A 23,088-nucleotide genomic window follows, 5' to 3' on the forward strand; every position below is an offset into this window, starting at 1 on the left:
GTGCGCATGCGTCGACCGGCCGCCGTCCTCGCCCTCGGCCTGACCGCCGGACTGGCCCTCACCGGCTGCCGGACCTCGCCCAACGTCGCCGCCTACGTCGGGGAGGAACAGATCACCGTCGCCGCCCTCGAGCGCGAGGTCGACCAGCGGCTGGCCGATCCGGCCGCGGCCGGGACGGCCGGGGACGACGTGGGCGGCTACACCCGCGAGGTGCTCGCCGACCTGGTCAACCAGCGGGTCCTCGCGGCGGCGGCCGAGCGCTACGGCGTGGAGGTCGACGAGTCCGACGTGGCCGAGCGGATCACGGCGCTGCTGGGTGGGGCCGACCCCGAGGAGGCCTACGCGCAGCTGGCCGCGCGCGGCTTCTCCCGCGAGGACGTCGACGCCAGCATCACCCAGCAGCTCGTGGTCGAGGAGGTCGCCTACGCCGCGGGCGAGGCCGAGGAACCCGACCCCGCCGACCTGCGCGCGCAGTACGCGGCGCTGCTGAGCTCTCAGGAGCCGCGCCCGCTCGGGATCATCACCGTCCCCGACCAGGCCACCGCCGACACGGTCGTCGCCGAGCTGGAGGCCGACCCGTCGAGCTACCCCGCCCTGGCCGGCCGGTACCAGGGGCAGACGACGCTGCCGCAGGTCGACCAGATCGCGCCCGCCCAGCTGCCGCCCGCCCTGGCCGAGGCGCTGCTGGCCGCACCGGCCGGCACGGTCCTCTCCCGGGAGGCCCCCGAGCTCGGCGGCGTGACGGTCCTCTACGTGCCGGCCTTCGAGGAGGTGGCCTTCGCGCTGGGCGAGCAGGCCCGGACCCAGGCGCAGGACGCCGGCCGGCAGCTGGTGCTGGAGGTGGCCGGCGACCTCGACATCTCGGTCAACCCGCGCTTCGGCACCTACACGGAGGGCTCGGTCGTCCCGGTGGAGGGCGATGCGGTGCGCCTGCTCGACGAGACCGGCCAGGGCGCGGAGGAGGCGGCGCTGCCCCCGGTGGGCGGCGGGGGCTGAGGTGCCGCTCGTGCTCGTCGTCACCACGAGCCCGCGGCTGCCCGGGCTCCTCGGGCCGGCCGGCTGGCGGGCGGTCTCCGGCGGCCGGCCCCTGGCCGCCGTGCCCGGGGCCGCGGCGACGGCCGGGGCGCTGCGGGCCGAGGGGCTGGACATCGCCGACGTCCCCGACCTGGCCGCGGCCGGCGCGCTGCCCGGGGAGGTCGTCTGCCTGGTCCCCGACGGGGAGCCGACCGGCGGGCTCCCGGTGGTGGTGGGCGCGCCCGAGCCGGCCGGGGCGCGGCTGCTCGACGTCGTCGCCGTCATGGACCGGCTGCGTTCGCCCGGCGGCTGCCCCTGGGACGCCGAGCAGACCCACGCCTCGCTGCGCGGCTACCTGCTCGAGGAGGCGCACGAGGCCTACGACGCCATCGTCGACGACGACCCGGTCGCGATGCGCGAGGAGCTCGGCGACGTGCTGCTCCAGGTCGTCTTCCACGCCCGCGTCGCCGCCGAGGCCGGGCCGGACCGCCGCTTCGACGTGGACGACGTCAGCGCCGAGCTGGTCGACAAGCTGGTCCGCCGGCACCCGCACGTGTTCGGGGACGCGGGGCCGCGGGACGTCGCGCAGGTGGAGGCGGGCTGGGAGGAGATCAAGCGGGCGGAGAAGCGGCGCCGCTCGCCGACCGAGGGCGTCTCCCGCTCGCAGCCGGCCGCCTCGTGGGGTGCTGCGCTCGTCCGCCGGGCGGGCCGGGTCGGCCTGCCCACGCCGGAGGCGGCCGGGCTGACCGCCCGCAGCCCGGAGGAGCTCGGCGAGCGGCTGCTCGCCGTCGTCGCCGCGGCGGAGGCCCGCGGCTGGGACGTCGAGGACGCGCTGCGCGAGGCGGTGCGCCGCTACGCCGGCGAGCTGGACGCCGCGGCGGCGGAGCGCTCCGGGGACTGAGCCGGAGGCGCCGCCGGCGGCCGGAACCGGCGGGCGGCGCCGACGAGCACCACCACGTGCGCCAGCGTGAGGCTGAGGGCGAGGAGCTCCCCGCCGTCCTCCAGCGTGCCCAGCGCTGCGCCCAGCGCGCTGTCGCGGGCCGCGGCGTGCACCTGGTCGACGACCACGCCGAAGAAGGCGTAGACGGCGACGAGCGCGGCCAGGCCCCGGCTCGCCGCACGCGTGTCCCGGTCGCTGCCCCGGTGCAGCACCACGATCGCCAGCAGCGGCGCGGCGGCCAGCAGGCCCCAGACGACCACCTCGCCCAGGTCGTCGGCGCGCAGGCCGGCCACGCCCTGCAGGTGAAGCGCGGCGGCGGCCCGGTCGCCGAGGGTCTCGTGCAGCCGGGCGCTGTCGTCGGCCAGGACGAGGGTGAACACGGCCGCCCAGGCGAGCCAGACGCGGCCGCGCCCGAGCCGCCACAGGGTCAGCAGGAGCACGACGAGGGCCAGCTGGTGGGCGTACCCGACGTACTCCACGAGCCCGCCGTCGGTCTCCAGGGAGAAGGCGCCGTCCCCGGGCCCGCTGCCCGGCGCGCCGTCGAGGGCGGAGGCGACGACCAGCGCCAGGTCGAGCACCGCGAGGACGACGAGGGTCGGCACCGACACGCGGGGGAGGGGCCACCGGGCGGTGCGGCGGGCCTCCTGCCGAGGCTGCTGGGCGGTCATCGGGTCCTCCACGGGCGGCGCCCGGCGCCGTCGCGGGGTGCCGGGGCAGTGAATCGGCCGGCCCCGCACCGGGCAAGCCGCCCCGCCGCGGTCGTGGCAGTGGTCCCCGGCCGTCGGGGCGTCGTTAGGCTGCCCCCGTGGCCAGCATCGACGCCGTCGGCGCGCGGGAGATCCTCGACTCGCGCGGAAACCCCACCGTGGAGGTCGAGGTCGCCCTCGACGACGGGACGATCGCCCGCGCGGCGGTCCCCAGCGGCGCCTCCACGGGCGCCTTCGAGGCCGTGGAGCTGCGCGACGGCGGTGAGCGCTACGGCGGCAAGGGCGTGACCCAGGCCGTCGACGGCGTCCTCGACGTCATCGGGCCCGAGCTCGTCGGCTTCGAGGCCAGCGAGCAGCGCCTGGTCGACCAGCGGCTGCTCGACCTCGACGGCACCCCGGACAAGTCCCGGCTGGGCGCCAACGCGATCCTCGGCGTCAGCCTCGCGGTGGCCCGCGCGGCGGCCGACTCGGCGAGCCTGCCGCTGTTCCGCTACGTCGGCGGGCCCTCGGCGCACCAGCTGCCGGTGCCGATGATGAACATCCTCAACGGCGGCGCCCACGCCGACAGCAACGTCGACGTGCAGGAGTTCATGATCGCCCCGATCGGCGCGGCGACCTTCGCCGAGGCGCTGGCCGTGGGCACCGAGACCTACCACGCGCTGAAGGCGGTCCTGAAGGGCCGCGGGCTGTCCACCGGCCTGGGCGACGAGGGCGGCTTCGCCCCCGACCTGCCGAACAACCGCGCGGCGCTGGACCTCATCGCCGAGGCGGTGGAGAAGGCCGGGTACGCCGTGGGCACCGACATCGCGTTCGCCCTCGACGTCGCCGCCACGGAGTTCCACACCGACGGCGGCTACGACTTCGAGGGCCAGACCCGCTCGGCGGACTTCCTGGTGGAGTACTACCGCGAGCTGGTCGACGCCTACCCGATCGTCTCGATCGAGGACCCGCTGTCCGAGGAGGACTGGGACGGCTGGATCGCCATGACCGCCGCCCTCGGCGAGCGCGTCCAGATCGTCGGCGACGACCTGTTCGTCACCAACCCGGCCCGCCTCGCCGATGGCATCGAGCGGAAGGCGGCCAACGCGCTGCTGGTGAAGGTCAACCAGATCGGCACGCTCACCGAGACGCTGGACGCGGTGAACCTGGCGCACCGCAACGGCTACCGCTGCATGATGAGCCACCGCTCCGGCGAGACCGAGGACACCACCATCGCCGACCTCGCCGTCGCCACCGACTGCGGCCAGATCAAGACCGGCGCCCCCGCCCGCAGCGAGCGCGTCGCCAAGTACAACCAGCTGCTGCGCATCGAGGAGGAGCTGGACGACGCCGCGCGCTACGCCGGCGCCTCGGCCTTCCCGCGGCTGGCCGCGCGCGCCTGACGTGGCGGCACAGCGGGACCGGCGGGGCGACCGGCGCGGTCCCCGGCGGGGGAGCACCGGGCGGCCGCTGGCGCACGCCGCGTCCCGTCCGGTGCCGACCGGCCGGGTCCCCGGCGCGGGCAGCCGGCCCGACCAGCGGCGTCCCGGCCGCCGGACCCCGCGCGCGAGCGCGGCCGCGGGCCGCCCGCGCCGGCCGCTGTTCACCGGCCGGGCGGTGCTGCTCGTCGGGCTCGTCCTGCTGCTGGCGCTGACCCTGGCCGGGCCGTTCCAGCAGTACCTGGCCGGCCGGGCCGAGCTCGCCGAGCTGGCGGCCGAGGGCACCGCCCTCGAGGAGCGGATCGCCGATCAGGAGGCCCGCCTCGCCGAGCTCGGCGACCCCGTCGTGCTGGCCCGCGAGGCCCGGGAGCGGTTCTTCTACGTGGCGGAGGGTGACCGGCTGATCCGCGTCGTCGCCGAGGCGGACGCCGCGGGCGACGCCGGGACCCTGCCGGACGCGCCTGCCACCGGGCCGCGGACCTGGTACGAGGCGCTGATGGGGTCGGTCGCCACCGCCGACGCGGTGGGGGCACCGTGACGGAGGACCCCACTGCCGCCCAGGCTCGGCCCGGGCCCCTGCGGCGCGGCGGTTCCGGCCCCGTCACCGAGGCCGACCGGGAGGTCGTCGCCCGGCAGCTCGGCCGCCCGCCGCGCGCGCTGGTCGCGGTGGCGCACCGGTGCCCGTGCGGGCAGCCCGACGTCGTCGAGACCTCCCCCCGCCTGGAGGACGGCACCCCGTTCCCGACGCTCTACTACCTGACCTGCCCCCGGGCCAACGCCGCCGCGAGCCGGCTGGAGTCCGCCGGCCGGATGCGGGAGTGGCAGGACGAGCTCGGCACCGATCCCGCCCTCGCGGCGGGCTACCGCGCCGCCCACGAGGCATACCTGGCCGCCCGCGACGCCGCCGCGCGCCCCGGGGAGCCGGTGCTGGAGACCCGCACCACCGCCGGCGGGATGCCCGACCGGGTCAAGTGCCTGCACGCCCTGGCCGGGCACAGCCTGGCCGCGGGCCCCGGCGTCAACCCCGTCGGCGACCGCGCCGTCGCCGAGATGGGGGAGTGGTGGGCGAAGGGGCCCTGCGCCCTCCCCGGGGAAGACCGGTGACCGAGCTCGCGAGGTCACCCGGAGGCGGAGCACCCTGGGTCACGATGCCGACGAGCGCCGGCGAGGAGGTCTGGTGACCGAGCTCGCGAGGTCACCCGGAGGCAGAGCACCCTGGGTCACGATGCCGACGAGCGCCGGCGAGGAGGTCCGGTGACCGAGCTCGCGAGGTCACCCGGAGGCAGAGCACCCTGGGTCACGATGCCGACGAGCGACAGCGAGGAGGTCTCGTGACCCGGGTCGCGGCCATCGACTGCGGGACCAACTCCATCCGCCTGCTGGTCGCCGACGTGCCCGAGCGGGGCGCGCACACCGACCTGCTGCGCCGGATGGAGGTCGTCCGGCTCGGCGAGGGCGTCGACGCCACCGGCCGGCTGTCGGAGGCGGCGATCGAGCGGACCCGCCGGGTGCTGGCCGAGTACACCGACCAGGCCCGGGAGCTCGGCGCCACGGCGGTGCGGATGGTCGCGACCAGCGCCAGCCGCGACGCCGCCAACCGGGCCGACTTCGAGCGGATGGTGCTGGCCACGCTGGGCTGGCTGCCCGACGTCGTCACCGGGTCGGAGGAGGCGCAGCTGTCCTTCCTGGGTGCCACCGCCTCGCTCGACGCCGCCGTGGCGGCCCACGGCGGCGCCGTGCCGGAGCCGCCCTACCTGGTGGTCGACATCGGTGGCGGCTCGACGGAGTTCGTGCTCGGGGACTCCGGCGGCGTCCGCGCCGCGCGCTCGGTGGACGTCGGCTGCGTGCGGCTGACCGAGCGGCACCTGCACGGCGACCCGCCGACCGCCGACGAGATCCAGCGCACCGAGGCCGACGTGCGCGCGGCGCTGGCCGAGGTCGTCGCCGACGTCCCCGTGGCCGAGGCCGCCACGCTCGTCGGGCTGGCCGGCTCGGTGACCACGGTGGCCGCGCTCGCGCTCGGGCTGCCGGAGTACGACGCCGAGGCCATCCACGGCACGCGCATCCCGGTGTCCGCCGTCCGCTCGGTGACGGCGGGGCTGCTCACCGCCAGCCGGCAGCGACGGGCCGCGCAGGCGGTCATGCACCCGGGCCGGGTCGACGTGATCGGCGGCGGCGCGCTCGTGCTCCGGGTGATCATGGACGCGTTCGCCATCGACTCCGTGGTCGTCAGCGAGCACGACATCCTCGACGGCATCGCCCTCCGGCTGGCGCGCGGGGTCTAGCGCCCGGCGCGGGCCTCCCGGACCCGGTGCATTCCCGAGCGGGCCAGCTCGCGGGCCCGGCCGCCGAGCGCGCGGCGGGCCAGGGCCATCGCGGCGGTGGCGGCGGCGGTCGCCGGCAGGTAGCCGCCGGAGCCCAGCGGGCCCGGCCGCGCGAGCACGAACCGCTCGGCGGTCACGTGCTCGGGCCGCCAGCGGAGCTTGTAGTCCTCGTCGCCGCGCAGGAAGGAGTACTCGGGCAGCCCGAGCCGCTCGGCCGCCGCCAGCGCCCCGCCGACGAGCAGCACCGACGTGTCCATCTGCTCGCGCAGCGCGGGGTCGATCCCGGCGAGGTAGTAGGCCAGCTGCCGGTGCCCGAGCAGGTCGACCTCGGCGGCCACCGTCCGGCCGTCGAGGCGGTACTCCACGAAGACCGCCTGACCGCGGTCGACCATCGCGCCGACGGCGTCGGCGAGGAACGCCCGGAACCGCGCGGTGAGGTGCTCGGGGTTGCCGCGGCGGCCGGCCCACTGGGCCTCGTGCAGGCCGATGAGCCGGTCGACGGCGGCGGGCACGTCGGCCGGGGCCAGTTCCACGCGCTCGACACCGAGCTTGTCGATCTTCTTCAGCTTCCGGCGCAGCGTCCCCGCCGTCCGGGAGGGGAGACGGCCCAGCACCTCGGCCTGGGGCAGCACCGGGAGCTGCAGGTTCAGCGAGGACGGCGCCCGGCGGGCGCGGCCCGGCCAGGCCTGCGCCCAGCCCTGCGCCGCCGACCCCGGCAGCACCTCGGGCAGGTCGAGCACCCGCCATCCGGGCACCCCGAGCAGCGCGCGCACGAGCCGGGCACCGGCGTCGGGCACCTGCGGGTCGAGCAGGACGTCGGTGGAGTCGGCCAGCGGCCCGCCCAGCGGCGCCAGCGTCGGCACCGGACCCCGGCGCAGCCGGTGCACCGGCGCGGCGGCGACCATGGTCGCGCCGTCCCAGACCGTGACGACGGCCAGCCGGCCGTCCGGGACGTAGGCGCGCGCCCAGGCGCTGCACCAGGCGTGCGCCTGGAACGCGGTGGCGTGCGGGGTCCGGCGCCACAGGTCGTCCCAGGCGCCGGCGAGGCGGTCCAGCTCCGCGTGCCCGGTGACCACGACGACCCGCGGGGCGGACGACGGGGCAGGACCGGCCGCCGCAGGCTCCTCGACCGAGGCACTCACCGCTGCGCTCACCATCCACCTCTCACCGGCTCCGACGGCGCCCGTGCGGGCGATCGCTGACCGATGCGAGCCTAGGGAGCCGGGAGCCCGCGGCCGACCCCACAAGGGGGGAGATCCGCGCAGGCCCGTCACACTGGGCCGTGCTCTCCGACGACGCGGCCGGGTTCCCGGTGACCCGCACCCCGGCCGGGGTCGCGCGCTCGGCCCGCGCCGTGCGCGAGCTCGCGGTGCTCGACGCCCGGATCTCCGGCTGCCGGGCCTGCCCGCGGCTGGTCGCCTGGCGCGAGGAGGTGGCCCGGGTGAAGCGGGCCTCCTTCCGCGAGGAGGAGTACTGGGGGCGGCCGGTGCCCGGGCTGGGGCCGGCCGACGCGCGCATCGCCGTCGTCGGGCTGGCCCCGGCGGCCCACGGGGGCAACCGCACCGGCCGGGTGTTCACCGGCGACCGCAGCGGCGACTGGATCTTCGCCGCGCTGTGGCGGGCCGGGCTGGCCAACCAGCCCACGTCGACGCACGTCGGCGACGGGCTGGAGCTGACCGGCGTCCGCGTCGCCGCCGCCGTGCGCTGCGCCCCACCGGCCAACGCCCCGACGCCCGAGGAGCGCGACACCTGCTCGCCGTGGCTGGCGCGCGAGCTGGCGCTGCTGCCGCGGCTGCGGGTCGCCGTGGTCCTCGGCGGCTTCGGGTGGACGGCGCTGTGGCCGGTCCTCGCCGACGCCGGGTACGCGCTGCCCCGGCCGCGGCCGGCGTTCGGCCACGGCGTCGAGGTGAGCCTCGACGGGCCGCGCGGGCCGCTGACCCTGCTGGGCAGCTACCACGTGAGCCAGCAGAACACCTTCACCGGCCGGCTCACCGAGCCGATGCTCGACGCGGTGCTCGGCCGGGCCACCGAGCTGGCCGCCGCCGGGTGATCAGCCGCTAGCGTTCCTGCCACGCCCCCGTAGCCCAACCGGCAGAGGCAGGCCCCTTAAAAGGGTCCGAGTGTGGGTTCGACCCCCACCGGGGGCACCGCCGGCCGGGTGCCCAGGACACCCGAGAGGGGGAGTTCGCCAGGTCAGGAACGCGGCGCGCCGATCCGGCGTTGGACAGATCGAGTGGGGTGCAGGACCGTTGACCCCACGACCGCCAGTCACCTCGAGGAGATGACGATGCCCAGCTCCAACCCGGCCTTCGGTCGGGGCTTCGCCAACGCCACCAACGGCGCGGCGGGCCAGCAGTACGCGAACTGGGGCGCGCCCCAGCCGTACGGCGCACCGACCCAGGACCCGTATGCCGCGCCGTCGCCGTACGCGCGCACCACCACCCGCTACATGACGATGGACGACGTCGTCCAGAAGACGGGTCTGTCGTTCCTCGTCACCGTCCTGTCGGCCGCCGCGACCTGGGTGCTGCTGCCGCAGGACGTCGCCCTCGGCCTGGCCCTGCCGGCCGTGCTCGTCGCCCTCGTGCTGGGCCTGGTGATCGCGTTCAAGCAGATCGCCAACCCGGCGGCGACCCTGGCCTACGGTGCCATCTTCGGTGTCGCGCTCGGCGCCATCAGCGAGGCGTTCAACAACGTCTACCCCGGCATCGTCATGCAGGCGGTGATCGGGACCTTCGGTGTCTTCGCCGGCATGCTCGTCGTCTACAAGACCGGCGCCATCCGGGTGACCCCGAAGCTGACCCGCTGGATCGTCGGCGCCATGTTCGGCGTCCTCGCGCTGATCGTGGTCAACCTCCTGGCCAGCCTGTTCGTGGGCGGTGACGCCCTCGGCATCCGCTCGGGCGGCCCGATCGCCATCCTGTTCAGCGTCGTCGTCATCGGCGTCGCGGCGTTCTCGCTGCTGCTGGACTTCGACATGGCCGACGAGGCCATCCGCCGGGGCGCCCCGGAGAAGTTCGCCTGGTACATCGCCTTCGGCCTGCTCGTGACGGTCATCTGGCTGTACCTGGAGATCCTGCGCCTGCTGTCCTACCTCCAGGACAACTGAGCACGGCCCTGCTGCCCCGAGGCGGCGGGGCACCCAGCACCACCCGGCAGTGGCCCGGTCCCCGCGAGGGGGCCGGGCCACTGCGCTGTGCGGGGCGCGCCGGCGGAGCCACCGGGACCGGCCGGGCGATGAGTTCGCGGTCCCGCGCGGGTCACTCCCCGGAACACCGACGCACGCACCGGCGGGAGACACATGGGCACGCTCAGCTACGGCATGATCACCTCGCTCGACGGGCGCACCGAGGGTGACCTCGGCCGCGGGCCGGTCGACGACCCGGAGGTGCACACCTTCATCGACGAGACCTTCCGGTCCGTCCGCACGTACCTCTACGGCCGGCGCATGTACGAGACGATGGTCTTCTGGGAGACCGCTCACCTCGAGCCGCAGGCGCCGCCGCACGTCGTGGAGTACGCCCGCGGCTGGCAGTCCGCCGACAAGATCGTCTACTCGACGACGCTGGAGTCGGTGTCGAGCGAGCGGACCAGGATCGAGCGGACCTTCGACCCGGATGCCGTCCGCCGGCTCAAGGCGGAGTCCGAGCACGACCTCACCGTCGACGGCCCGACCCTCGCCGCGCAGGCGATCGCGGCCGGCCTGGTGGACGAGTACCACCTGTTCATGACGTCGACCGTGGTGGGCGGCGGCCGGCGGTTCTTCCCCGACGGCGTGCGGCTCGACCTCGACTTGGTCGAGCAGCGGGCCTTCGACAGCGGCGTGCTGTACGCCCGCTACCGGCCCCGCTGAGCAGCGGTCGCGCCGGGCCCGCTGCCCGGACGCGCGACGGTCCGGCCCCCGCGCGGGGAGCCGGGCCGTCGCCGCCCGTCTCAGGAGAGGCGCTCGAGCACCATCGCCATGCCCATGCCGCCACCGACGCACATGGTCTCCAGGCCGAAGGTCTTGTCCCTGGTCTGCAGGCCGTTGATCAGCGTGCCGGTGATCCGGGCCCCGGTCATGCCGAACGGGTGGCCGACGGCGATGGCGCCGCCGTGCACGTTGAGCTTGTCGATGTCGATGGCCAGGTCGCGGTAGCTCGGGATGACCTGCGCGGCGAACGCCTCGTTGATCTCGACCAGGTCGATGTCGTCGATCGTCATGCCGGCCCGCTGGAGGGCGAGCTTCGAGGCGTCGACGGGGCCGTAGCCCATGATCTCCGGCGACAGGCCGGTGACCGCGGTCGAGACCACGCGGGCCAGCGGGGTGAGACCGAGGTGGCGGGCCTTGGTGTCGCTCATGACCACCACGGCGGCGGCGCCGTCGTTGAGCGGGCAGGCGTTCCCGGCGGTCACCCGGCCGTCGGGGCGGAACACCGGCTTGAGGCCGGAGATGCCCTCGAGGGTGGTGCCGGCGCGCGGGCCGTCGTCGGTGCTGACGACCGTGCCGTCCGGCGTCGTGACCGGGGTGATCTCCCGCTCCCAGAAGCCGTCCGCGATCGCCTGCTCGGCGAGGTTCTGGCTGCGGACGGCGAACTCGTCCATCTCCTGGCGGGAGACGTCCTTGAGCAGCGCCAGGTTCTCCGCCGTCTGGCCCATCGCGATGTAGATGTCGGGCACCTGGCCGCTCTCGCGCGGGTCGGTCCACGAGTCGGCGCCGCTCTCGGCGGTCTTGGCGACCCGGGCCTGGGCGTCGGCGAAGGCCGGGTTCTGGGTGTCGGGCAGCGAGTCGCTGTTGCCCTTCACGAACCGCGACACCATCTCCACCCCGGCGGAGATGAAGACGTCGCCCTCGCCGGCCTTGATGGCGTGCATCGCCATCCGGGTGGTCTGCAGCGACGAGGAGCAGTAGCGGGTGATCGTCGTCCCCGGCAGGTGGTCCATGCCGAGCAGCACGCTGACGACGCGGCCCATGTTGTGGCCCTGCTCGCCGCCGGGCAGGCCGCAGCCGAGGATGAGGTCGTCGATGTCGGTGGGGTCGAGGGCCGGGACCTTGTCCAGCGCCGCGCGGACGATGGTCGCGGTGAGGTCGTCGGGCCGCAGGTCCTTGAGGGACCCCTTGAACGCCCGTCCGATGGGCGAGCGCGCGGTGGCGACGATGACGGCTTCGGGCATGGGTCCTCCACGGCGAGGGATCGGTCCGGTCCCCGCGAAACTACCCCCGGGTAGCGTCGGCCCCGCTCCAGGGGCACGACGGGGCATCCCTCAGCCGGCCGGCACCTGCTCGGCGGCCTCGGGCTCCTGCGGGGTCGGCAGCTCCGGGGGACGGCGGCGGCGCAGCCGGGCCCACGGGCCCCGCGGTCCGGTGTCGGATCCGCGGACCTGCGTGGGCTGCACCTCGGTGCCGGCCCGGTCGGCGGCCCGCGCGGCGGCCCGCTCGACCGGCCGGACGGTGTCGCGGCGCAGCTTGCGCAGGCCCCGGTCGGCCGCGGCGGGCCAGACGCCCAGGGCATCGGCCAGCGCCGGCAGGATGACGGCGGCCGCGGCGGCGTAGCCGTCGGCGCTGGGGTGGAACTCGTCGGCGCCGAACATCGAGCGGTCCCGGGCGAAGGTCGGGCCGAGGATCGAGCCGAGGGACACCGTCCGCCCGCCGGCCTCGACGACGGCGACGGTCTGCGCCGCGGCCATCTGCCGGCTCCAGTGCCGAGCGAGGGTGCGCAGCGGCTGCGCGATGGGCCGGATGGTGCCCAGGTCAGGGCAGGTCGCCACGACCACCTCGGCGCCGATGGCCCGGAACCGGCGGACGGCGTCGGCCTGGAAGGCCACCGATACCGAGGGCCGGGTGCGGGTGGTGACGTCGTTGGCGCCGATCATGATGAGCACGGCGTCGGGCTGCTCGGCGAGCGCCTTGTCCACCTGCTCGGGCAGCTCCCGCGACTCGGCCCCGGAGACGGCGAGGGTCACCAGCCGCACCGGCCGCTCGGCCAGCTCGGCCAGAGCGGCGGCGAGCAGGACGCCGGGGGTCTCGGCGGCCCGGTGCACACCCAGGCCGACACCGGTGGAGTCGCCGAGCACGGCGAGGACGAGGGGCTTGCCGCGTCCGGAGCGCGACGACCGGCCGTACACGCCGTTGCCCGGGGGCGGCAGCTGCTTGGTGGTGCGGGCGGCGATCGCGCGCCGGGCCAGCCTGGCCTCCCCGCGCAGCAGGACGAACAGCCCGCCCAGGCCGACCCCCAGCCCGCCGCCCACCCCCGCGGCGCCCGTGGCCAGCCGGCGCACCGTGCCTGCTCCCGTCACCGCCACCCCCCGGGGAGTTCCGTACTGCAACGACTGTCCCGCAGGTTAACCGCCGCCTACGGTGCCCCCGTGCCAGATTCCCCCCTTGGGGTCACACCCGGCGGAACCACCGGTGAACGGTCGCAGCTCATCGTCGACACGCTGGTCGAGGCCTTCTCCGACCTGATGACCGCCGACGCGGACGCCTTCCGCACAAAGTTCCGCAAGATGGCGGCCGACCCGTTCGCCTTCTACCGGGGCAGCGCCTGCCTCTTCTACGCCGACATGGCGCAGCTGGACGACCGGTGGTGCGACGAGCGCACCGCCCGCGTGTGGATCCAGGGCGACCTGCACGCCGAGAACTTCGGCACGTACATGGACGCGCAGGGGCGGATCGTCTTCGACGTCAACGACTTCGACGAGGCCTACCTCGGCCACGTGAGCTGGGACCTGCGCCGCTTCGCGGCGAGCTTCGCGCTGCTGGCGTGGAGCAAGGCGCTGGGCGACGACGTCATCGCCGACCTGCTGCGCACCTATCTGGACGCCTACCTGGACCAGGTCGAGGCGTTCACCCGCTCCGACGACGACCGCTCCTTCGCCCTCACCCGCGACAACACCGAGGGCGCGGTCCGCGACGTCATCCTGGAGACGCTGGCCCGCACCCGGCTGGGGCTGCTGGCGCGGATGACCGTGGTCGAGGACTCGGAGCGCCGCTTCGCCGAGGGGCCGCGCACCCGCCGGCTGGGGGACGACGAGCAGGCCCGGGTGCTCGACGCCCTCGAGCGGTGGAAGCGGACGGTGCACCCGCCGGCCCGTCGCCGCGACGTCGCCTACGACGTGAAGGACGTCGTGGCCACCGGCGGGTTCGGCATCGGCAGCGCCGGGCTGCCCGCCTACAACGTGCTGCTCGAGGGCTACGACCAGGCGCTGGAGAACGACGTCGTCCTCTCGATCAAGCAGGGCAACGTGGCCGCGCCCAGCCGCATCGTCCGCGACCCGGAGCTCGCCGCGGCGTTCGAGCACCACGGGCACCGCACCGCGGTGTCAGAGCGGGCGCTGCAGGCCAACGCCTCCCAGTTCCTCGGCTGGACCGAGATCGACGGCACCGGCTACGTGGTCAAGGAGCTGTCGCCCTACGAGTCCGACCTCGAGTGGGACGACCTCACCGAGCCCGAGGAGATCGCGCCGGTGCTGGCTCAGCTGGGCCGGGCCACGGCGAAGGTGCACTGCGTCGGCGACGCCGACAGCGAGCACACGCTGGTGCCGTTCCAGACCGAGGAGGCCATCACCGCGATGGTCGGCGGCCGCCGCGAGGAGCTGCTCGCCGACCTGGTCGACTTCGCGCACGGCTACGCGCGGCGCACCCAGGAGGACCACCGGCTGTTCGTCGACGCCTTCCGCGCCGGGAAGATCCCCGGCATCACCTCCAGCGGCGCGCTCGCGGCCCCGTCCAGAGGCTCGTCCCGAGCTCGCGAGGGATGAGGAGGACGGGGTCCTTCCTCAGCGGGCCCGGCGGCCGCGGCGGGCGCGCAGGTAGTCCGAGACGACGTACTCGCCCAGCCGGTCGCTGTCCGGGGTGAACACGCGCCCTCCGGCCCGCTGCGTGATGTCGTGCACGAAGTGCACCAGCGCGGGCTCGGGGTCCAGGGCGAAGACGTTGAGCGTCGCCCCGGACCGGGCGACCTTCTCCACCTCGGCCACGGTCCGCGCGATCGTCTCCGGCATCGGCGGCCAGCAGAAGAACGGCGTCCCGTCCGGCTCCAGGTGCGCGGTCGGCTCGCCGTCGGTGACCACGAGGACGACGGGCTCGGCGTCCCGGTGCCGGGCCAGGAAGCGGCGGGCCAGCATCAGCCCGTGCTGCAGGTTGGTGCCCTGCAGCGTGTCCACCGACAGCTCGGCGAGGGTCTCCGGCCGCAGCACCTGGGCCACCGAGGAGAACCCGATGATCTGGATGGCGTCCTGCGGGAAGCGGGTCGTCACCAGCGAGTGCAGCGCCATCGCCGTGGACTTGGCCGCCCCCCAGGTGCCGCGCAGCGCCATCGAGTAGGACAGGTCCACCAGCAGCGCGACCGCCGCACCGGTGCGCCGCTCGGTCTCCACGACCTCGAAGTCCTCGACGGCGATCCGCACGGCGCGCTCGCCCCGCTCCTCCCCGGCGGTCCGGAGGACGGCGTTGCGCACGGTGCGGACGACGTCCAGCGGCTGCTCGTCGCCGAACTGCCATTCCCGCGAGGCGCCGGTCAGCTCGCCGGCGGCACCCGCGTCGGCGACGTCGTGCTCCCCGCGGCCGGTGGAGTCCAGCTGGGCGAACACCCGCCGCAGCGCCGTCGCGCCCAGCCGCCGGACCGCCTTGGGGGAGAGCTCCAGCCTGCCGTCGGAGCGGTTGAGGTAGCCCTGCCGCTCCAGCTCGCGCTCCAGCTGGCGCAGCGCGGCCAGGTCGTCGACCGCCTCCCGGCCCAGCGCCTGCTCCAGCAGCTCCTCGTCGACGTCGGCCAGCGAGGCGCCGGCATACCCCTGGGAGAGCTGGTTGGACAGCGCCTCCAGGTCGGCCAGCTCGGCGACGGCGCTGGTCGCGTCGCCCATCCCGAGGGCCTGCTCGCCGTCGGGCACCTGCCCGCGCTGGCCCCACGGGAGGTCAGGGCGCGCCTGCCGCAACGCGTCCTGCAGGTGGGCCATCTCGCTGGCCAGACCCATGTCCTGCATGGTCTGGGCCATCAGGTCCGACAGCTCGGCCCGCTGCTCGGGCGAGAGGCCGGCCATCATCCGCTCCTGCGCCGCGGCCCGGCGGGCGAGGGAGTCGATCAGCTCGTCGACCGACTGCGGGTCGTCGGGGAAGAACTGGCCGTGCTTCTGCATGAACTGCTCGAACTGCTCGTCGGTGTCCTCGCCGCGGTTGTGCGCGTCGACGAGCCGCGACAGGTCGGCGACCATGTCGCGCACGGCCTGCATGTCCTGGTCGGTCGCGTTCTCCAGCGCCTGCTTCATCGAGGCGAAGGAGCTGTCGAGGACCTCGCGGCGCAGCGTGTCCTGGATCTGCTCGTAGGCCTGCCGCGCCTCCTCGCTGCGCCACGGGTAGTCCTTGAGCGCGCGGACGGCGCCCGCGGTGTCCTGCGGCAGGGCGTCGAGCTCGGCCTCGGCCAGGCGGGCGGCGTCGTCCGGATCGGGGAACAGCTCGCGGCGCTCGGCGTCCAGCGCCCGGTCCAGCAGCTCCCGGACCTCCTGCAGCGTGCCGTCCATCCGGCCGGCCTGGCGGGCCTGGCGCAGCCGGTCGCGGACGGTGCGGCGCAGGTCGTCCAGCCCCTTGCGCCCGGCCATGCCGCGGCGCAGCAGCTCGCGCAGCGCCTCCTTCACCCCGCTGCCGCCCAGGACCGAGTCGCCGATCTCGTCGACGGCGTCGCCCAGGTCGTAGGGCGGGGCCAGCGGGTCGGGCCCGCCCCGCCAGCGTCCGTACCGGTAACCCTTCCCGGGCCGGCGGACCACGGCTAGGCCCCGTACACGGTGCGGGTGCCGTCGGTGTCCTTGGCCAGCCGGCGGGTGAGGTAGAGCCCCTCCAGCGCGAACTCCACCGCGGCCGCGGCCTGCTCGGCCGACTGCTCGCCCTCGGGCACCCCCAGCCGCCCGAGCAGCTCCGCCAGCTTGGGGATGGTGCCCAGCTGGCCGAGCAGCGCCGCGGCCGGCACGAGCTCGCCGGACTCGACGGTCTCCCCGCCGGTGAAGTGCTCCTGCAGGCCGGTCAGGTCCAGGCCGGCGCACCGGGCCCGGAAGGTCTGCGCGGTCGCCTGGCGGAGCAGGTGCTCGAGGACCTCCAGCTCGCGGTCGTCGTCCGGGTCGCTGCCGGCGTCGGCGAACTCCACCTTGCCCCGGCTGGCGGGGACCACCGCCGGCAGGTCGACCACCCGGGCGACCGGCCGGGTCTCCCCGGCCACGGCGGCGCGGCGGACGGCCGAGCCGGCGAGGGTCTCCAGCGCCGCGATGGCGAAGCGGGCGCTGACCCCGGAGCGCTGGTCGACCGAGCCGGACTCGCGGACCAGCCGGGTGAACCGGGCGACGATCTCCGCCAGGTGCTCCGGCACGACCGGGGTGTCCAGGGTGGGCATGCCGTCGGGCGCTCCCAGGCCGCTCGTGCGCGCCTCCTGGTCCAGCAGCCGGATCTCGTCGGCGAGCTCGATCGGGTAGTGGGTGCGCACCTCGGTGCCGAAGCGGTCCTTGAGCGGGGTGATGATCCGCCCGCGGTTGGTGTAGTCCTCGGGGTTGGCGCTGGCGACCAGGAGCAGGTCCAGCGGCAGCCGGACGCGGTAGCCGCGGATCTGGATGTCGCGCTCCTCCAGCACGTTGAGCAGCGCGACCTGGATGCGCTCGGCGAGGTCGGGCAGCTCGTTCACGCTGAAGATGCCGCGGTTGGTGCGCGGCACGAGGCCGTAGTGCACCGTCTCGGGGTCGCCGAGGGTGCGACCCTCGGCGACCTTGATCGGGTCGACGTCGCCGATCAGGTCCCCGACGCTGGTGTCGGGGGTGGCGAGCTTCTCGCCGAACCGGTCGCTGCGGTGCAGCCAGCCGACCGGGGTGGCGTCGCCGTGCTCGGCGATCTGCCGGTGCGCCCAGACCGAGATCGGGTGCAGGGGGTGCTCGTTGAGCTCGCTGCCGGCCAGCACCGGCGTCCACTCGTCGAGCAGGCCGACCAGCGTGCGGATGAGCCGGGTCTTGCCCTGCCCGCGCTCGCCGAGCAGGACGAGGTCGTGCCCGGCGATGAGCGCGCGCTCCACCTCGGGGACCACCGTGTCCTCGAACCCGACGATGCCGGGCAGCGACGGCTCGCCGGCGGCGAGCCGGGCGAGCAGGTTGGCGCGGATCTCGGCCTTGACCGGCCTGAAGGCGGCGCCGCTCGCGCGGAACGCGCCGAGCGTCGTCGGAGCGGGGGCGTCGGGGGCGGGGGGAGCGGGTGCCGTGGAGGCGGGGTCCGTCACCTCGCCAAAGGTACGACGCCGCCGGTGGTCGCGGCTACGGTCGCGACCACCCGGGGCGATCATGGAGGCGTGTCCGCAGCGATCCCCCTCGTCTCCGGCGCCGACGTCGAGGCGGCCGCGGCGCTGCTGGCCGACGTCGTCCGCCGCACGCCGCTCGAGCACTCCCGCGCCCTGGCCGAGCGGGTCGGCGGGCCGGTCTGGCTCAAGAGCGAGAACCTGCAGCGGACCGGGTCGTTCAAGATCCGCGGCGCCTACACGCGGATCGCCCGGCTGAGCGCGGCCGAGCGTGCCCGGGGGGTGGTCGCGGCCAGCGCCGGCAACCACGCGCAGGGCGTCGCGCTGGCCGCGCAGCTGCTCGGGGTGCGCGCGACGGTCGTCATGCCGGTGACCGCACCGCTGCCCAAGGTGTCGGCGACCCGCGGCTACGGAGCCACGGTGGAGCTGACCGGCGCGACGCTGACCGAGGCACTGGCCGCCGCCGCCGCGCACGCCGCCGCGACCGGCGCGGTGTTCGTGCACCCGTTCGACCACCCCGACGTCATCGCCGGACAGGGCACGGTCGGCCTCGAGGTGCTCGAGCAGTGCCCCGCGGTGGCCACGGTCGTGGTCCCGGCCGGGGGTGGCGGGCTGGTCTCCGGGACGGCCGCCGCGGTGCGGGCCGCGCGCCCCGACGCGCGGCTGGTCGCGGTGCAGGCCGAGGGCGCCGCGGCGTTCCCGGCGTCCCTGGCCGCCGGGCGGCCGGTCCCGCTGGGGACGACCGCGACGATGGCCGACGGCATCGCCGTCGGCGCACCCGGGGAGCTCACCCTCGCCCACGTGCGGGAGCTGGTGGACGACGTCGTCACGGTGTCGGAGGAGGACCTCTCCCGTGCGCTGCTGTTCTGCCTGGAGCGGGCCAAGCTCGTCGTCGAGCCCGCCGGGGTCGCGGCGGTGGCCGCGCTGCTGGCCGACCCGGCCGCCTTCCGCCCGCCGGTGGTGGCGGTGGTCTCGGGCGGCAACGTCGACCCGGTGCTGCTGATGAAGGTCGTGCAGCACGGCATGACCGCGGCCGGGCGCTACCTCTCCCTGCGGCTGCGCGTCCCCGACCGGCCGGGGTCGCTCGTGGCCGTTCTCGGCGAGCTGGCGGCCTGCGGGGCCAACGTGCTGGAGGTCGAGCACGAGCGGACGTCGCAGCGGCTGCACCTGGGCGAGGTCGAGGTCGCCGTCGTCGTCGAGACGCGCGGGCCCGACCACGCCGCCCGGGTCCTCGACGGGCTGCGGGCCGGCGGGTGGAGCGTCGAGGAGACCTGAGACCGGTGAGTCCGGGGCGGGGGCGCGGTCGGAAGGGCATGCAGCTCACCCCCGGCTCGCGAAACGGATTCCGGAACTGTCGCTCGCCGCGTCTAGCGTGCACGGCATGACCTCGCCCACGACCCCGGCCATCGTCGTCGAGGGCCTCGTCCGCAGGTTCGGCGAGACCACCGCGCTCGCGGGCGTGGACCTCGTCGTCCCCGAGGGCAGCGTCCTCGGGCTGCTCGGCCCGAACGGGGCGGGCAAGACCACCGTCGTCCGCATCCTCACCACGCTGCTGCAGCCCGACGGGGGCCGCGCCGAGGTGGTCGGGCTCGACGTCGTGCGCGACGCGGCGCGGGTGCGCGCGGCGATCGGCCTCACCGGCCAGTACGCCGCGGTCGACGAGTACCTGACCGGCTTCGAGAACCTCGAGATGGTCGGCCGCCTCTACCGGCTGGGCCGCCGGGAGGCGCGCACCCGCGCGACCGAGCTGCTCGAGCGGTTCGACCTGGTCGGGGCGGCGTCCCGCCCGGCCAAGACGTACTCCGGCGGCATGCGCCGCCGGCTCGACATCGCCGCCTCGCTCATCGCCCGCCCGCGGGTGCTGTTCCTCGACGAGCCGACCACCGGCCTGGACCCCCGCAGCCGGCTGGGCATGTGGGAGTTCATCGCCGACCTCGCCGACGGCGGGACGACGATCCTGCTCACCACGCAGTACCTCGAGGAGGCCGACCGGCTGGCCGACTCGATGGTCGTCATCGACCGCGGCCGGGTGATCGCGCGCGGTACCGGTGACGAGCTCAAGGCCCAGGTCGGCGGGCAGCGGCTGGAGCTGACCGTCGCCCGCGCGGAGGACGTCGCCGACGTGCGCGACCGGCTGCGCCCGCTCGCGGCCGGGGAGGCGCAGGTCGACGAGCAGACCCGGCGGGTGAGCGTGCCGGTCAGCGGCGGCATCGACGCCCTCGCCGAGGCGCTGCGCCGGCTGGAGGGCAGCGGCGTCGAGGTGCTCGACCTGGGGCTGCGCCGTCCCGACCTCGACGACGTCTTCCTCACCCTCACCGGCCGTGCCGCGGACGACGCCGCCGCCGACGCCGCCCGGAACGGCGAGCCCACCGCGCCCGAGCCCGCCACGACCGCCGGGAGCGCCCGTTGACCAGCCTGTCCGCCGTCGTCTCCGACAGCGTCACCATCACCCGCCGCAACCTGATCAAGGTCAAGCGGGTGCCCGACCTGATCGTGTTCGCGACGCTCTCGCCGATCATGTTCGTGCTGCTGTTCCGCTACGTCTTCGGCGGCGCGATCAACGTGCCCGGCGACGTGAGCTACGCGGAGTTCCTGCTGCCGGGGATCTTCGCCCAGACCGTGGTGTTCGGGAGCACCACGACCGGCGCCAGCCTCGCGGAGGACCTGCAGAAGGGGCTGATCGACCGGTTCCGCTCGCTGCCGATGTCGCGCTCGGCCGTGCTCATCGGCCGCACCGTCGCCGACCTCGGGCTCAACGCCATCTCGATCCTGGTGATGGCGGTGACCGGCCTGCTGGTCGGCTGGCGGATCAACGGCTCGGTGGGGGAGGCGATCGGCGGGTTCCTCGTGCTGCTGGTCTTCGCCTACGCGATCAGCTGGCTGATGGCCGTGGTCGGGCTGCTGGTCCGCACGCCAGAGGTGGTCAACAACGCGAGCTTCATCGTGATCTTCCCGCTCACGTTCGTGGCCAACACGTTCGTGCCGCTGGAGAGCTTCCCGGCCGCGCTGCGCACCTTCGCCGAGTGGAACCCGGTGTCGGCGGTGGTCCAGGCCGCCCGCGAGCTGTTCGGCAACACGGTGCCGGGCGCCCCGGTCTCCGACGCGTGGTCGCTGCAGAACCCGGTGCTCTACACCCTGCTGTGGACGGTCGGCTTCCTCGCGGTGTTCGTACCGCTGGCCGTGCGCCTGTACAGCCGGACCGCCAGCCGCTGAGCGGTCGCCGAGGGCGGCGCGGGGAAGAGGCGGAGGACAGGGAGCAGACTGGGCGGCGATGAGTGCCGACGTCGCCAACCCGCTGCTGACCCCCTCTCCGCTGCCGTTCGGCCTGCCGCCGTTCGCCGACATCACCCTGGAGCACTGCCGCGAGGCGGTGCTGGCCGGGATGGCCGAACAGCGCGGGGAGGTCGAGGTGATCACCGGGTCGGCCGAACCGCCGACGTTCGAGAACACCGTCGTCGCGCTGGAGCGCTCCGGCCGGCTGCTGCGCCGCGCCGGCGCCGTGCTCGGCAACCTGTCGTCGTCGCTGTCCACGCCGCGGCTGCGGGAACTCGAGCGGGAGCTGGCGCCGCTGCAGTCGGCCCACTCCGACGCCGTCCGGCTGGACCCGGCGCTGTTCGCCCGCCTCGACGCCGTGCACGCCGGCCGGGAGGCCGCCGGCCTGGACGCGGAGTCGCTGCGGTTGGTCGAGCGCTACCACCTGGACTTCGTGCTGGCCGGTGCGCGGCTCGACGAGGCGGACCGCGCGCGGCTCACCGACCTCAACCGGGAGCTGTCGGAGCTGTCGACCATGTTCGCGCAGAACCTGCAGGCCGCGACCGAGGCCGCCGCCGTACGGGTGGACGACGCCGCCGAGCTCGACGGGCTGGGGACGGAGGAGGTCGCCGCCGCCGCGCGGGCGGCTGCCGACCGGGGTCTCGACGGCCACCTGCTCACCCTGGTGCTGCCGACCGGGCAGCCGGTGCTGGCCAAGCTGCGGAACCGGGAGCTGCGCCGGCGGGTCCTCGAGGCGTCGCTGGCCCGGGCGTCCGGCGGCGAGCACGACAACGGCCCGGTCGCCGTCCGCATCGCCCGGTTGCGCGCGCAGCGGGCCCGGCTGCTCGGCTTCGACACCCATGCCGACCTCGTGCTGGCCGACCAGACCGCGGGCAGCGCGGCGGCGGTCGACGCGATGCTGGCCTCGATGGTCGGTCCCTCGGTCGCCAACGCCCGCGCGGAGGCCGCCGTCCTCGCCGAGGCAGCCGCGGCGGACGGGGTCGAGCTGGCCGCCTGGGACTGGGCCTTCTACAGCGAGCGGGTCCGGGCCGACCGCTACGCCGTCGACACCGCCGCGCTGCGCCCCTACCTCGACCTGGACCGGGTGCTCGTCGACGGGGTCTTCCACGCCGCCGAACTCCTCTACGGCTACCGCTTCACCCCGCGACCGGAGCTCGCCGGCTACCACCCCGACGTCCGGGTCTGGGAGGTCACCGACGCCGAGGGCGCCGCCGTCGGCCTCTACCTCGGCGACTTCTTCGCCCGCGAGGGCAAGCGGGGCGGGGCGTGGATGAGCAGCTTCGTCTCGCAGTCCCGGCTGCTGGACACCCGCCCCGTCGTCGTCAACAACCTCAACGTGAACCGCGCGGGCGACGGGCAGCCGACGCTGCTCACCCTCACCGAGGTCGACACGTTCTTCCACGAGTTCGGGCACGCGCTGCACGCGCTGAGCTCGGCGGTCACCTACCCGCGGTTCGCCGGCACCGCCGTCCCGCGGGACTTCGTCGAGTTCCCCAGCCAGGTCAACGAGATGTGGGCGATGTGGCCCGAGGTCCGCGACCACTACGCCCGCCACGTGGAGACCGGGGAGCCGCTGCCGGGCGAGGTGGTGGCTGCGCTCGACGCGGCGGCGCTGTGGGGCGAGGGCTTCAAGACGCTGGAGTACCTGGCCGCGACGCTGCTGGACCAGGCCTGGCACCGGATCACCCCGGAGACCGAGATCGGCGACCCGGCCGAGTTCGAGCGGCGGGCGCTGGAAGCAGCCGGTGTCGCCTCCGACCTCGTCCCGCCGCGCTACCGGACGACCTACTTCCAGCACGTGTTCGCCGGGGGCTACGCGGCCGGCTACTACTCCTACATCTGGTCGGAGGTCCTCGACGCCGACACGGTGGAGTGGTTCCGCGAGAACGGCGGGCTGCGCCGGGAGAACGGCGACGTCTTCCGGCAGCGGCTGCTGGCCGTCGGCGGCTCGGTCGACCCGCTGGAGGCCTTCCGCGCCGTCCGCGGTCGCGACGCCGACCCGGCCCCGCTGCTGCGCCGCCGCGGCCTGGCGGCCTGAGCGGCCGCCCAGCCGCTCCTGCGGTGTTCCTCCCGCTCCTGCCTGACTTTGATCAGGGCTGCATGATCATCTCTGCTGCGGGCCGCTGAGCTGCAGGAACGGTCTGGACTCCGCGCGGTTTCACGCACTAACGGGGTCGG

Annotated in this window: 20 protein-coding genes and 1 tRNA gene; 15 read left to right on the forward strand and 6 right to left on the reverse strand. The window is 75.3% G+C overall.

The window, feature by feature from the left end; all coding sequences use genetic code 11:
- Positions 1-6 precede the first annotated feature (6 nt).
- Positions 7-996 (forward strand): SurA N-terminal domain-containing protein, encoded by a 990-nt coding sequence (locus tag ACK586_RS04100; RefSeq protein WP_409329197.1) that lies wholly within the window; start codon positions 7-9, stop codon positions 994-996.
- 10 nt (positions 997-1,006) lie between these two features.
- Positions 1,007-1,915 carry a nucleoside triphosphate pyrophosphohydrolase gene (locus ACK586_RS04105; RefSeq protein ID WP_409329176.1) on the forward strand — a complete coding sequence of 303 codons (909 nt, stop codon included), beginning with the start codon at positions 1,007-1,009 and terminating at the stop codon, positions 1,913-1,915.
- On the opposite strand, the gene ACK586_RS04110 is transcribed toward ACK586_RS04105, so the two are convergent.
- Positions 1,867-2,622 (reverse strand): hypothetical protein, encoded by a 756-nt coding sequence (locus ACK586_RS04110; protein WP_409329177.1) that lies wholly within the window; start codon positions 2,620-2,622, stop codon positions 1,867-1,869. The genes ACK586_RS04105 and ACK586_RS04110 overlap by 49 nt on opposite strands.
- Before the next feature lie 137 nt (positions 2,623-2,759).
- On the opposite strand from ACK586_RS04110, the gene eno reads away from it, so the two are divergent.
- The 4 genes from eno (at position 2,760) to ACK586_RS04130 (ending at position 6,364) form a co-directional block, all read left to right on the forward strand.
- Positions 2,760-4,043 (forward strand): phosphopyruvate hydratase, encoded by a 1,284-nt coding sequence (eno, locus tag ACK586_RS04115; protein WP_409329178.1) that lies wholly within the window; start codon positions 2,760-2,762, stop codon positions 4,041-4,043.
- Between the two features lie 91 nt (positions 4,044-4,134).
- Positions 4,135-4,617 carry a septum formation initiator family protein gene (locus tag ACK586_RS04120; RefSeq protein WP_409329179.1) on the forward strand — a complete coding sequence of 161 codons (483 nt, stop codon included), beginning with the start codon at positions 4,135-4,137 and terminating at the stop codon, positions 4,615-4,617.
- Complete coding sequence (locus ACK586_RS04125; RefSeq protein WP_409329180.1) at positions 4,614-5,183, forward strand: DUF501 domain-containing protein; 570 nt, start codon at positions 4,614-4,616, stop codon at positions 5,181-5,183. Before ACK586_RS04120 ends, ACK586_RS04125 begins: the two co-directional genes overlap by 4 nt.
- A gap of 227 nt (positions 5,184-5,410) precedes the next feature.
- Positions 5,411-6,364: a Ppx/GppA phosphatase family protein gene (locus tag ACK586_RS04130; RefSeq protein WP_409329181.1), complete on the forward strand. Its 954-nt coding sequence runs from the start codon at positions 5,411-5,413 to the stop codon at positions 6,362-6,364.
- Here ACK586_RS04130 and ACK586_RS04135 read toward each other — a convergent pair.
- Positions 6,361-7,545 carry a GNAT family N-acetyltransferase gene (locus ACK586_RS04135; protein WP_409329182.1) on the reverse strand — a complete coding sequence of 395 codons (1,185 nt, stop codon included), beginning with the start codon at positions 7,543-7,545 and terminating at the stop codon, positions 6,361-6,363. The two genes, ACK586_RS04130 and ACK586_RS04135, sit on opposite strands and share 4 nt — an antisense overlap.
- A gap of 140 nt (positions 7,546-7,685) precedes the next feature.
- Here ACK586_RS04135 and ACK586_RS04140 point away from each other — a divergent pair, with 140 nt between their 5' ends.
- The 4 genes from ACK586_RS04140 (at position 7,686) to ACK586_RS04155 (ending at position 10,256) form a co-directional block, all read left to right on the forward strand.
- On the forward strand, positions 7,686-8,453 hold the full coding sequence (locus tag ACK586_RS04140; RefSeq protein WP_409329183.1) for a uracil-DNA glycosylase: 768 nt from the start codon (positions 7,686-7,688) through the stop codon (positions 8,451-8,453).
- Positions 8,454-8,476: 23 nt separating this feature from the next.
- Positions 8,477-8,550: transfer RNA gene (locus ACK586_RS04145), tRNA-Leu, on the forward strand.
- Positions 8,551-8,690: 140 nt separating this feature from the next.
- The gene (locus ACK586_RS04150; protein WP_409329184.1) at positions 8,691-9,512 is read left to right on the forward strand and encodes a Bax inhibitor-1/YccA family protein; all 822 of its coding nucleotides are present in this window, start codon (positions 8,691-8,693) and stop codon (positions 9,510-9,512) included.
- A gap of 192 nt (positions 9,513-9,704) precedes the next feature.
- On the forward strand, positions 9,705-10,256 hold the full coding sequence (locus tag ACK586_RS04155) for a dihydrofolate reductase family protein (protein ID WP_409329185.1): 552 nt from the start codon (positions 9,705-9,707) through the stop codon (positions 10,254-10,256).
- 80 nt (positions 10,257-10,336) lie between these two features.
- On the opposite strand, the gene ACK586_RS04160 is transcribed toward ACK586_RS04155, so the two are convergent.
- Together ACK586_RS04160 and ACK586_RS04165 are read right to left on the reverse strand one after the other, a co-directional pair.
- The gene (locus ACK586_RS04160; protein ID WP_409329186.1) at positions 10,337-11,557 is read right to left on the reverse strand and encodes an acetyl-CoA C-acetyltransferase; all 1,221 of its coding nucleotides are present in this window, start codon (positions 11,555-11,557) and stop codon (positions 10,337-10,339) included.
- Between the two features lie 90 nt (positions 11,558-11,647).
- Entirely contained in the window at positions 11,648-12,679 is a 1,032-nt protein-coding gene (locus tag ACK586_RS04165; RefSeq protein ID WP_409329187.1) for an SGNH/GDSL hydrolase family protein, read from the reverse strand.
- A 69-nt stretch (positions 12,680-12,748) separates the two neighbouring features.
- On the opposite strand from ACK586_RS04165, the gene ACK586_RS04170 reads away from it, so the two are divergent.
- A complete protein-coding gene (locus ACK586_RS04170; protein ID WP_409329188.1) occupies positions 12,749-14,140 on the forward strand; it encodes a DUF2252 domain-containing protein in 1,392 nt (463 codons plus the stop codon).
- Between the two features lie 18 nt (positions 14,141-14,158).
- Here ACK586_RS04170 and ACK586_RS04175 read toward each other — a convergent pair whose 3' ends face one another.
- On the reverse strand, positions 14,159-16,138 hold the full coding sequence (locus tag ACK586_RS04175) for a VWA domain-containing protein (RefSeq protein ID WP_409329189.1): 1,980 nt from the start codon (positions 16,136-16,138) through the stop codon (positions 14,159-14,161).
- A gap of 2 nt (positions 16,139-16,140) precedes the next feature.
- Positions 16,141-17,622, reverse strand: a complete 1,482-nt coding sequence (locus ACK586_RS04180) for a sigma 54-interacting transcriptional regulator (RefSeq protein ID WP_409329190.1) — start codon at positions 17,620-17,622, stop codon at positions 16,141-16,143.
- A gap of 69 nt (positions 17,623-17,691) precedes the next feature.
- On the opposite strand from ACK586_RS04180, the gene ilvA reads away from it, so the two are divergent.
- The 4 genes from ilvA to ACK586_RS04200 all read left to right on the forward strand — a co-directional run bounded on the left by ilvA (position 17,692) and on the right by ACK586_RS04200 (position 22,948).
- On the forward strand, positions 17,692-18,912 hold the full coding sequence (gene ilvA / locus ACK586_RS04185) for a threonine ammonia-lyase (protein WP_409329191.1): 1,221 nt from the start codon (positions 17,692-17,694) through the stop codon (positions 18,910-18,912).
- A gap of 106 nt (positions 18,913-19,018) precedes the next feature.
- Positions 19,019-20,047 carry an ATP-binding cassette domain-containing protein gene (locus ACK586_RS04190; RefSeq protein WP_409329192.1) on the forward strand — a complete coding sequence of 343 codons (1,029 nt, stop codon included), beginning with the start codon at positions 19,019-19,021 and terminating at the stop codon, positions 20,045-20,047.
- A complete protein-coding gene (locus tag ACK586_RS04195; RefSeq protein WP_409329193.1) occupies positions 20,044-20,850 on the forward strand; it encodes an ABC transporter permease in 807 nt (268 codons plus the stop codon). The genes ACK586_RS04190 and ACK586_RS04195 overlap by 4 nt, the downstream gene beginning before the upstream one ends.
- A gap of 58 nt (positions 20,851-20,908) precedes the next feature.
- The gene (locus tag ACK586_RS04200) at positions 20,909-22,948 is read left to right on the forward strand and encodes a M3 family metallopeptidase (RefSeq protein WP_409329194.1); all 2,040 of its coding nucleotides are present in this window, start codon (positions 20,909-20,911) and stop codon (positions 22,946-22,948) included.
- The last annotated feature ends 140 nt before the right edge of the window (positions 22,949-23,088 follow it).

The sequence above is a fragment of the Trujillonella humicola genome, from assembly GCF_046233715.1.
Classification (GTDB): domain Bacteria; phylum Actinomycetota; class Actinomycetes; order Mycobacteriales; family Geodermatophilaceae; genus Trujillonella; species Trujillonella humicola.